The 10,666-nt window shown below is 39.3% G+C and carries 8 protein-coding genes; 4 read left to right on the forward strand and 4 right to left on the reverse strand.

Annotation, left to right across the window (positions count from 1 at the left end; translation table 11 throughout):
- Window positions 1-283: 283 nt before the first annotated feature.
- Together AC1DVK_RS02955 and AC1DVK_RS02960 are read left to right on the forward strand one after the other, a co-directional pair.
- Window positions 284-1,708 carry an alkaline phosphatase gene (locus AC1DVK_RS02955; protein ID WP_410860588.1) on the forward strand — a complete coding sequence of 475 codons (1,425 nt, stop codon included), beginning with the start codon at window positions 284-286 and terminating at the stop codon, window positions 1,706-1,708.
- Window positions 1,709-1,753: 45 nt separating this feature from the next.
- On the forward strand, window positions 1,754-1,966 hold the full coding sequence (locus AC1DVK_RS02960; protein ID WP_477625788.1) for a hypothetical protein: 213 nt from the start codon (window positions 1,754-1,756) through the stop codon (window positions 1,964-1,966).
- A gap of 53 nt (window positions 1,967-2,019) precedes the next feature.
- On the opposite strand, the gene AC1DVK_RS02965 is transcribed toward AC1DVK_RS02960, so the two are convergent.
- The 3 genes from AC1DVK_RS02965 to AC1DVK_RS02975 all read right to left on the reverse strand — a co-directional run bounded on the left by AC1DVK_RS02965 (window position 2,020) and on the right by AC1DVK_RS02975 (window position 8,073).
- Window positions 2,020-4,092 (reverse strand): SpoIID/LytB domain-containing protein, encoded by a 2,073-nt coding sequence (locus tag AC1DVK_RS02965; protein ID WP_477625789.1) that lies wholly within the window; start codon window positions 4,090-4,092, stop codon window positions 2,020-2,022.
- A 380-nt stretch (window positions 4,093-4,472) separates the two neighbouring features.
- Window positions 4,473-6,479 (reverse strand): penicillin-binding transpeptidase domain-containing protein, encoded by a 2,007-nt coding sequence (locus AC1DVK_RS02970; protein WP_477625790.1) that lies wholly within the window; start codon window positions 6,477-6,479, stop codon window positions 4,473-4,475.
- A gap of 154 nt (window positions 6,480-6,633) precedes the next feature.
- Window positions 6,634-8,073, reverse strand: coding sequence for a hypothetical protein (locus AC1DVK_RS02975; RefSeq protein ID WP_477625791.1), 1,440 nt, complete (start codon window positions 8,071-8,073; stop codon window positions 6,634-6,636).
- A gap of 466 nt (window positions 8,074-8,539) precedes the next feature.
- Here AC1DVK_RS02975 and AC1DVK_RS02980 point away from each other — a divergent pair, with 466 nt between their 5' ends.
- On the forward strand, window positions 8,540-8,686 hold the full coding sequence (locus AC1DVK_RS02980) for a hypothetical protein (protein ID WP_289336811.1): 147 nt from the start codon (window positions 8,540-8,542) through the stop codon (window positions 8,684-8,686).
- A 28-nt stretch (window positions 8,687-8,714) separates the two neighbouring features.
- Here AC1DVK_RS02980 and AC1DVK_RS02985 read toward each other — a convergent pair whose 3' ends face one another.
- On the reverse strand, window positions 8,715-9,032 hold the full coding sequence (locus AC1DVK_RS02985) for a hypothetical protein (RefSeq protein WP_089361999.1): 318 nt from the start codon (window positions 9,030-9,032) through the stop codon (window positions 8,715-8,717).
- 538 nt (window positions 9,033-9,570) lie between these two features.
- Here AC1DVK_RS02985 and AC1DVK_RS02990 point away from each other — a divergent pair.
- Window positions 9,571-10,464: a helix-turn-helix domain-containing protein gene (locus AC1DVK_RS02990; RefSeq protein ID WP_410860594.1), complete on the forward strand. Its 894-nt coding sequence runs from the start codon at window positions 9,571-9,573 to the stop codon at window positions 10,462-10,464.
- Window positions 10,465-10,666 lie beyond the last annotated feature (202 nt).

The raw sequence follows: 10,666 nt of genomic DNA on the forward strand, positions 1-10,666 counted from the left end.
TGTAATTTATAGAAAAGTTTTTTTCACTTTATTACAATATCATTTTAAAACTGTATATTCTTTCATTATTCAATGAGTAAAAAAGGTTCAGGTTACGGTTGGCGGATCATTCGTCAGCTAACATTCTTGGCGATTGCTTTTTCCTTGTTGCACAAACTGGCAATATAGGCAGGCTCTTTACTTTTGCATTCACATAGCGCAGAAATTAATGAATATCATAAAGGGGTTTTTTTATCGATTTTAACAAAGAATATGGAGACTTTCACCCAATGGAGGATTACCGATGATTAAGACATCCAGAAGTCATAAACATTTACAGTCTCATCACTTTGGATTACTCGTTCTTATCTGCTTTATTTGCATGACCTCTCCTATTCAAGCAGAAACAAAGAACACTCCCAGGAATGTCATATTGCTGATTGGCGACGGTATGGGGTTAGGTGCAATAGAAATTGCCCGACAAATGGAATATGGAAAAACAGGTATTTTACATTTGGAAAAACTGGAGCACGTTGCCCTAATGCGCACCTATTCCGCCAATAATTATGTCACTGACTCAGCGGCAGGTGGGTCCGCGATTGCCACTGGAATAAAAACCAACAATGAATCGATCGGTGTCGATGCCAATGGTTCCGAGGTAGATAGTGTATTGGATGCATTTCAGGCTAACGGAAAAAAAGTCGGGATCATCTCAACCAATATGGTAGTCGATGCCACTCCTGCAGCCTTTGGTGCAAGTGTATCTAACCGCTGGACAGGCGGCGCGAATATCGCGAGGCAGCTCTTTGATAACCGGATCGACGTCATTCTTGGCGGAGGTTCCAGTTATTTCGAGGCAAATAAGCAGAATGGCGAGGATTTAATCGCTAAATTTAAACAAGCTGGCTATGGGATTACAACGACGAAAGAAGAACTTAGTTCCATTAATAAACCGGAAAAACTTTTAGGGTTATTTCACCCTACCTACATGAATTTTAAGCTGGATAAAGAAGTATTACATTCACAAGAGCCATCTCTGCCCGAAATGACATCCAAAGCGATTGATATTTTATCCCAGAGTGATAAGGGATTCTTCTTGATGAGTGAAGGTGCACGTATTGATCATATGGAGCATGCAGCTGATATCACTGGAATATGGAAAGAAACGATCGAATTTGACCAGACCGTGAAAGAGGTTGTGAATTGGGCAAAAAATAGAAATGATACTTTGATTGTTGTGCTTGCAGACCACGAAACAATGGGGACCTCCGCTTCTGAAACGATGGATATCCCCGCATTGAAAAAAATCAGGGTTTCTTCTGAATATATGTCCAAACAACTTATATTCGATAAAAATAATGAAATCATTCCAGAAAGTGTCGTTTCCGCATTCAAGAAGTATGCACATATATCCCTTACGGATCAGGAAGTTCATCAATTCATCGATAACGTAAAAAAGAATAGAACGCTTGTCTATCCACAGCATCAAATTGATTGGGAAATCGGAAGCACCATCGCCAAGCATTATAAGGCAGGTGTAGCTGATAGAAGCATACGGGCCGCCAGTTCCACAGGAGGGCACACCGCCAATATGATTCCCATTTTTGCTTCTGGCCCGGGAAGCGAAGCCTTTGATGGGGTCATTGAAAATACAGATGTTTCGAAAATCATCACAAAAGCCGCCGGTGTTCCGTTCACACCTGGTCAGCATAAAACAAAAGAGGAATGAATTCATTCCTCTTTTAAGTTCATTCTTCCGTCTTATTTTACTTTTATGAGGTGCGTTAACTCGAGTTTTGGGCAATTACTAACGATATTGCGCGATATCCCTGAGTTTAGTGGATTTACTCGTGTGTTCCAAGCGTTTACTCGTGAATTCACGCCGTTTACTCGTGAGTTTAGTGCATTTACTCGTGAATTTGCGCCGTTTACTCGTGAGTTTAGTGCGTTTACTCGTGAGTTACACCTTTTACTCGTGAATTCGTGATTTAGGGATCGGACCAGTTGATAAAAAGACGCCATGAATGACGTCTTAATTACTCATTTTTTAACATGTTTTATTAAAACATACCCAATTTGGCTTCCTTTTTTCACTTTATACCACTCACCTTGTTGAGATAGTATCGTAATGGTTTGATCCGTGTTCAGTTTCCCGACCGTTTTTGAAGATGTACTTCTTTTTTCTTTAATATGTAATACACTTGCTGTCACAATTCCCATCGTCTTCCTAATAGGGATTTTCGTTGAAACGGTATTCCGATTGTCGCTCTCATCCTTAGCGGAGATGGTCACGGTAAACGTCCCGGTGGACATATTTCTGAAATCCCAAGTTGCCGATTGCCTGCCTTTAGTGACCTGCCTTGAAGCAAGGGTTCCAACCACTATTCCTTTACTGTTCTTGATTTCCACTGTTACATTGGCATTTTCATTTATTATATACGTTATGTTCGCTTTCTCGGTACTGTAATTACCCGATGTATCGACATCGGTGATATCCGGAGCCGACGCATCCTTATTTATCTTAATCTTCATTGTTGTCGAACCTTCATTACCGCTTCGGTCCATTGCAGACATTTTTGCTGTATATGTACCGTTATTTACAGCTTTCGTGTTCCAGGTTGCTGAATGGCTCCCCTTTTTCAAGGTTTGGTCATGGACTGGGGTGGCTAAGACTTTCCCCTTACTATCTTTAATCGTGAGTGAAACTACAGCTTCTTCTTTAAGGGAGTATATGATTCCAACCCCATCATTTATATGATCCTGCTTCGCTTTTAGGTTTATTGGATTCGGTGCCGCCTTCGCAACAGGATCCCTTTTAGGTTCAGACACTGCATGTCCATATTCCTTTTCTATATTAGTGTTAGGATAATAAAACCCCAAGATCTCTTGATACGTTTGACCTGCTTCCGCTCTGTTTTTCGCTCCAACCTGACTTAGGCCGACGCCATGTCCGTATCCTGACCCTTCAATAGCAATTCTGGAAGGATTGGAAGATGAATGGTCAACCAGGTAGCTTTTCATCACATCCTGCCCCACCATGCCCCTGATTTTGGAAGCCGCTACATTCGTAAGGCTAACCTTTTGCTCCAAAAGTTTCCCCCTTTCATCAACGAGATTCCTTACATAGAAATTGATTTGGATGGAGCCTTTCGTAACCCGGCCTCCCGTTTTTTTACCAGTTAAGGTTAAAGCGGGTATTTCAGCAATTTTAATATCCTGCTTGGCATATCCGTTATTTTTCAGCCAAACCTTCAGCTTAGGTACAACCGCTTTATCTTTTTCCTGTACACTTGTCCACCATTCATCCGGCTGTGATAAATCTTTCTTTGACAGGTCAATTTGCTGCTTGTCCAGCGTTATCGCCCAATTTGTTTTTGTATCATAGGAATCTTCTTTTATAGGTAAATATGCAAGAGGGTTCCCACTTGACCAAACATTCGAATTCGATTCGGTCATGCCTCCATTGCTTGAGGAAAAAAACGCTTCGATTATTTCACCATCATGTTTGATTACCATACCCGTTGTCTGCTCAATGGCTGAATTAGTTTGGTAGTGACCGTCCGCCCCGCCATATACTTGGTAGGAAACCGTATCATCAATTAATGCAGATTGATGGCGAAGTGCATAAGTCCGGGCTGCAATTGCCTGTGCCTTTAAGGCTTCGGAATGCCATAGTGCGGGCATTTCCCGCGGGACAACGCCCTTTAGATAATCTTCAATGTAAACATGATTGATAGGACGAATGTAACCGCCCTCCACTGTAAATAAAAATGATCCTGTATACGGCCGGCCGTTTATGGACAATAAAGCATCTTGTTTAACAGGAATTATCTTTAAGGAGGCATCGGATCCCATTTTCTTGGAATCTTTGTAAACGCCAAGTTTTCCTGACTCCATTTTCAAAGTCAGTTCTTCCCCCTCCTTGATGAATGTCTCTCTCCCTGAAGTACGATAGTCCCCGGTTGCCGTTAATTTGACACTGGTTTGATTCCCTAAGTAATTCTTCAGTTTCACTTCCATCGTTTTACTCTCTTCCGTTGCCGATGCTTCATGAGAAGGAAATGCAGAAAAAATGATAAAGAAAGCAATAAACAAATACTTTAGACTCCTCATTCCTCTTCATCCTCCCTAAACTATTTATCCTTCAAAGATTTCCAGATCCTTGTACGCTCAATTCATTGTCCATAACGGCGAGGATGATGTCACTGCTGCTGAATGATTCCAGGACCATAGAATTCAGGTCCCGGGTTCCCTTTTCATTATTCGTAAAGGCTTCTATGATTATGGCAAACTATATTCCGTTCACAGAACTCTCTTTTTACATTCTGGATGTATGGCTCATTATCCTTCAAATCCAACCTTTAATATTGAGATAACGTGACTCATTCCATAACCGGTGAAAAAATAAAAAAGCTGGACACGGAAGAAACCATGTCCAACTTTTTTAGGGTAAATGCTAGATGCATATAACCCATTACCGATGAATTATTTCTTTACTTCAAATACTTCTTCAAAACCGGTTTCATATGATCGATGACTAAATGGCTGCCGCCACGTCCTTTCACATCTTCAATCATCCAGGCCATGAGAAGTTCTGGATCTTCCGTGTCCATGGCAACAAACCAGCCATTTTCCGTTCCGTCAGAATTTTTGGATGCCTTGATTTCAGCAGTACCCGTTTTGGCTGCCATTTTGATGCCAAGATCATTTATTCCATGTCCGCTTCCCTTAGGATGTTCCACCACTTGTGTCAGCATCTTGGTGATCTGATTTGCTTGGTCAGCTGATATGGCATTTTCTTTCCATATTTTCTTTTCTATTTTATCTCCAGCTATCAACGAAGGTGCCAGGATATTTCCTTCATTCAAGAAGGCTGAATAGGTCATAGCGAGATGAAGCGTGCTCATTTGGACTTGCGCTTGACCATATCCAGCGTCTGCCAAGCGTCCTTCACTGTCGATCTTACCAATGCTCGATGCTTTGATCGGATAATCGTAGTTCAAAGCTTCATCAAATCCGAATGCCTTGAGTCCATTTGTGAATTTTTCCTTTCCAAGCCCCAATGCTTTTTGGGCAAAGTAAATATTGTCTGAATAAATTAATGCCTTTTCCATATCGATTGGAACACCGGGGTCAGAAACCCTTGTAATGGAATGGTCTTTCCATGTCGATTTGGCCCACGTTCTTCCTTCGATATTGATCGCCTCATTCGGATCCACGCCATTTTTCAATGCGATTGCCGCAGTTATGGCCTTAATGGTTGAACCAGGTGCAAACGTCGAACTGAAGCGGTTTAGAAGCGGTTTTTTTGGATCTTCTTCAAGCGCTTTTTGTTCCGCTTTTGTTATCCCGAATATATATTTATTAGGATCAAATGACGGACTTGAAACAAGTGCAAGTGTTTCACCGGTCTTCGGATCAAGTGCCGATGCTGATCCTGCTTCGTTTTTATATTGCTTAAAGATATCCTTTTGAAGCTCGGCGTCGATGGTCAATGTAATTGTTTCTCCCTCTTCAGCGGGCTTCTCAGCAATCACCTTTTCTTCGCCATCTGCTGTTTTAATAAAGATCTTACCGCCCGGTTTCCCTTTAAGGCGTTCCTCTAAAACTTCCTCAAGGCCGCGCTTGCCAATAACGTCATTTGAGGTGTAGCCTTTTCCTTTTAATCTCTCCAGGTCTTCGGCCGATGCCTCGCCGACATATCCGATTAGATGGGCAGTGGCCTCTTTATATGGATATATGCGTTCTTCCGTATTATTGACCGATACCCCAGCAATGCCCAATAGCTTTTCCAGGGTTGCAGCATTATCACTTGACATTTTCTTGATAGGGACGAAATAGCTGGGCTTTACCCATGATTGTTTTAATTTCTGATTCACTTCGTCGGTGGACATATTGAGGATTCCAGCGACCTTTTTAACCGTTTCGGATGCGTTGGCCATTTTCTCTGGCACAATTCCTACTTCCGATACCGTTCCATTCATGGCAAGACCACGTTCATGTCGATCGACAATTTCCCCGCGAATGGCTGGATACGATTCGACCGATATCTTTTCACCGGCTTCCAACTGAGGGAATATATAGCTTTCATCCCACTTTATGTACCAATTCTCTTCCTCACCTTCCCCTTCCTTGACAAGGGTCGCTTTATGGTCAGAGCTGACAGCCCCCGCCATAGTGGACATATCTACGGTATAATCAAGGTTTACCTTTTCTCCATCTTTATGATCTTTTTCTTCTTTTGGCTGTTTATAATCCACCTTTAATTGGTTGACTTCTATGCCCTTATAGATTTTTTCATAACGCTTCGCAAATTCATCCGCACTGATTTCTTTCTTTGTCTCAGGTGACAGATACTCGTACATTTTCTTAAAATCCTGTTTATTCCAAAGCTTCGTGTATGCCGCAAAGCGATCTTCTGGACTTGGCTCATCCGAGCATCCGGCCAGGAACAATACGCTCATCAACAATAAGCTGGAAACTAAAACTAGTTTCTTCATGATTTCCTCCCAATGAATAGTTAGAATGGTATACATATAGTTTATCAAAATATTAGGGGAATGGGGGAATTTGTATGACCAATTTCTTCATTTTGCTAATTTACCATGTTTTTTCTAAAGCAAAAGTCCTGTACATAGTGTACAGGACTCTTTACTAAAGCATTCTTTTTTTTCGGCTTTTCTTCTCTTGCAACCATTTTTTCAAGAAGAAAAAACCCATGACGCCCGAAATGATGAGACCGCTTGTCGTTACAATGACAGCTATCCATTCGTATAAGGTGTAATCCATATATGCTTTCCAAGGTAATTTCCCTTTCCAATCTTCAATATATAGATTCATTCCGAATATCCCGGAGATAACCGTATAAATCGTTAGTATTTGCAAAAGATAATTACTGCTTTTCCCAGCCAGTTTATCCTGATTTTGATAAAGGTAGGAAAGGGTCTCCTTCACTTCTTTGTAGAGTGGAGCTATCCTGAAGGTTTCATCCGTTTTTTTGAATAGCTCTTTACCGATAGCCGTACTATTGACTTCTGTAAATAAATATTTTGCAGAAAACTCAGTGATCATGAAAATCAGCATTTCCGTATCCGACTGATCTTTTTCTACATCTATCTGGGAATTCTCATGAGCCAATTTGAGCAGTACGATCTTATAATAGAAGAAAAGCAACACTGTATAAAAGTGCTGGCCATACATTTCGCTTGCCAGTTCCTGTTCCAGTTTACTTGTTGCTTTCGTGACACACGCAAAATGATACATGCTTGTTACATAATAGGTTTCCTTGCCCCACCTGTCATATACTCTTTCTTGATAATACTTTTCAATATAATCAGGGTTTAGTGCCCCTATATATGGCGCTCCATCATTGTCATATCCGTTCAGCTCGCTGATCCGGAATAAGTCATTTTTAGATATTTCACGATTCTCGGGGAATGCAATATAACTGATTACGTACATTCTTTCATCGATGAAGAAGGGTAAACTGCCAAAATAGGTCGGGTCCGCCTGATCTTCATCCATATATTTTTCCATTGGCGGCAATAGTTCATTAAAGATGAAATCCTTCACCTGTTCATACTGATTTTCCCGACAGCCGACTTTCGTTTTCTCTTCGTCATCAGCAATCGGTTCGAGGATTCGGAATGTATCGCCAAAATAGAGCACATCATTATAGGAAAGTCCTTCAGGTAACGTAACACGAAGATTCATCATGCCAATATGAAATGGGCATATAAAAATATCTATAGAGTTAATAATAAATGGGGTATTTAGATAGGGAGATTCGAAGGTACATTCAATATCCAGTTTTTTCGTAAAACGGCGCAAGCCTTCCTTCTGTTGTGCGTTACCTGGAAATAATATCGGCTCGATGTAAGGCATAAAATACTTTTCCAATTTACGGTGTGAAACTTTATGGCCACCGTAAAATTGATTTTGTTGTTCCATATCTTTCAAGTTCAAAAAAACGAAATTGTCCTCAAACAACTTTTCGACAAACTTTTCAATCATATTTCCTTCAAGGGTAAACGGAAAGATGTATTGCTGGAAAGCTCGCTTCGTGGGATCATTCTTATTTACTTTCACATCCATAAAATATATTCCTCCGATTAAACTGGGATAAATCCAGGTTTAATTCATCTTGTTTCTTATATTTACCCATGTATATATAAACAAAACGAAACATATTATAGAAATAAAGTGGACATATTATCCAAGAAAAAAAGATCCCCCAAGCAAGCGCTCGGGGGCCATCGAAAAGAGTTCTCCAACTCTCTTCACTTTAGGGTACTAGAAACTGATGTTTCTAATGAAAAATCCGATATTCGGACCATTTTAGCATTTATTTTCAGTATGATAAAACACGGAATCCCTTCATATTTGGACTTTACGGCTTATTATTAACTTATTAATCCGGATATACAGTCGTTAACACATGAAAATATAACTATAGGAATAAACACAAGATCTCCTTACCATTTAATCCATCCTTTTATCATGAAAATCACGTTTTAAATAATGGAGAAAGGGTAAATAAAAAAAGAAAAGGGGAGACATCATGAAAACCGATAGCAATAAGCAACACTTTAAATTTTTCGAGAGAACAAATAACTCTAAACCAAGCGAAAGAAAACAAATGAGCGATTTCGTCAAAAAAATGAAAATGAATGCTCAAAGCTCTCATTTAAATGGTAAAAACTCATGACATATGGGATGTCATGAGTTTTTATCGTTTAAAGTGCGATTTCATTTCCCTGAAGGTTATGCCTCACACATTTTTTGATACCGATTACATTCAAAAAATGTTGGATTTTCTTCATGGAGGTTGCCTGATATTCATCTACAATGGCAAACTCTTTAATATAAGCGATTTTTTCTTGTACATCTGTATCTATATGATCATGGCTGTATTCTTTTTCATTCGATTTTTTGCATGTGTACACCACGGCTTCACCAATTTTCCTGGTTGCCTCATCAAAGTAAAAAGAAAACACAATGGCACATTCTTCATCGTAAAAAGAGGGCTGAACTTTCATATTAATATCAATCATTAACCTTACACCTCTCCCCGTTTTGTTATTTACACTATAACAAAATTAATAAAAGGAAATAGGCGTTCCAAACTACCCTCACGGTTCTTCCACACCTACCAAATGGACCTTACACTCCCAATGCATAGATAATTATAACTACAGGAATATGCGCAAAAGAATAATCCATTGATAAAAAAAAAACATCTTCAAATGAAGATGCTGAATGAGTGATTGGAAGCTTCATTACTTATTTATATAAACCTGGAAGTTCTGCGTAAAGGCCTGGTAATTCGCTTGGGACAATAACGAAAGCGGCGATGATAAGAAAAGATACGACTAATGCTTTAGTACTTTTTTTCATAGGTCATTCCTCCTTTTCTTTAAAAAAATATTGGTTAAAATAGAAATTAATTCTATAGTTATATTTAACCACATTTCTTTTAACCATATATTTCGACTAAAGAATCTATTTAATCAGTTAAGGACATGTACATACAGCTTTCACCGATTTTTCATAACAAAATATAACTCTAGGCATATTTCAAGGAGAATCAAAATGGATTTTTTTGCAGTTGGACAAAAGATCAAAGAGCTACGTAAACAAATCGGACTTTCCCAGGAAGAGTTGGCATCCGGCATTTGTACACAAGCACAGATCAGTAAGATTGAAAAAGGCGATGTCTATCCATATGCATCCACTCTCTACTTAATTTCTCAACGTTTAGGCGTTGATGTAAACTATTTTTTCGATATTGGAATGACCCCTAGGCTGGATTACGTGGAAGAAGTGATTTATCAATTAAAAATTGCCAGAAGAACCCGAAATTATGAGGAAATGCAGCAAATTGTAAAGGCTGAGGAGAACAGTCCTCTCTTTCTTCAGAATAAAAAGAATCATCAATTGATACTTTGGCACAAGGGGATATACGAATACGAAAAAAATAAAGATTTAGATAAAGCCATTAAATTTATTAATCAGGCCATCGCCATCACTCATACGACTGATAAAATTTATTCAGAACGGGAACTTGAAATCTTGAGTAGCCTAGGTGTAATGTATGTTGCCGAAGAACAATACGAAAATGCATTTGCCTTGTTAAGGAAAGCTTTAGATCATTTGGAAGCCCTGCCCTTTTTGACGGATAAAACGCTAAAGACACGTTTGTCCTATAATTTTGGCAGAGTGTTAACACGCCTGGTCCGATATGAGGAGTCCATTGCCTGCTGCCAAGATGCCATAAAGTGGTGCCTCCAACATGATCAATTATATGCTTTAGCGGATTTACATTACCATTTAGGTTATAACTTTGAACTCGTAGGTAACTTTGATGAGGCAAAAGAGTACTTGGAAAAGTCAGCATTTCTCTTCACATTACAAAAAAATCATACCTTTGCTACATTCATCAACAAAAAGTTGGACAGTTGGAAGAATGAAATGAAAATAAACTAATTCCATATATTAAAGCCATTCCCCACGGGAATGGCTATTCCCATTCACAAGAATATGTAGAATCTATCACATATCAATTCCAAAACCTCTATTCTACATTTCAAATTCCAAGCCAAAATGAAGTATAATAAAGAGATGCTTCAAAAACCCACTTTTAAAAAAGGGTTCCGGCCCCTCATCACTTGGTTTCGTGAGTGTGAAG

This window comes from Peribacillus sp. P4_B1, assembly GCF_056402395.1.

Bases quoted from the DNA above. Each gene is read 5' to 3' on its own strand.
- AC1DVK_RS02980 (WP_289336811.1), top strand. From the start codon at position 8,540: ATGAAAACCGATAGCAATAAGCAACACTTTAAATTTTTCGAGAGAACA.
- AC1DVK_RS02990 (WP_410860594.1), top strand. From the start codon at position 9,571: ATGGATTTTTTTGCAGTTGGACAAAAGATCAAAGAGCTACGTAAACAA.
- AC1DVK_RS02985 (WP_089361999.1), bottom strand. From the start codon at position 9,032: ATGATTGATATTAATATGAAAGTTCAGCCCTCTTTTTACGATGAAGAA.
- AC1DVK_RS02970 (WP_477625790.1), bottom strand. From the start codon at position 6,479: ATGAAGAAACTAGTTTTAGTTTCCAGCTTATTGTTGATGAGCGTATTG.
- AC1DVK_RS02975 (WP_477625791.1), bottom strand. From the start codon at position 8,073: ATGGATGTGAAAGTAAATAAGAATGATCCCACGAAGCGAGCTTTCCAG.
- AC1DVK_RS02965 (WP_477625789.1), bottom strand. From the start codon at position 4,092: ATGAGGAGTCTAAAGTATTTGTTTATTGCTTTCTTTATCATTTTTTCT.
- AC1DVK_RS02960 (WP_477625788.1), top strand. From the start codon at position 1,754: ATGAGGTGCGTTAACTCGAGTTTTGGGCAATTACTAACGATATTGCGC.
- AC1DVK_RS02955 (WP_410860588.1), top strand. From the start codon at position 284: ATGATTAAGACATCCAGAAGTCATAAACATTTACAGTCTCATCACTTT.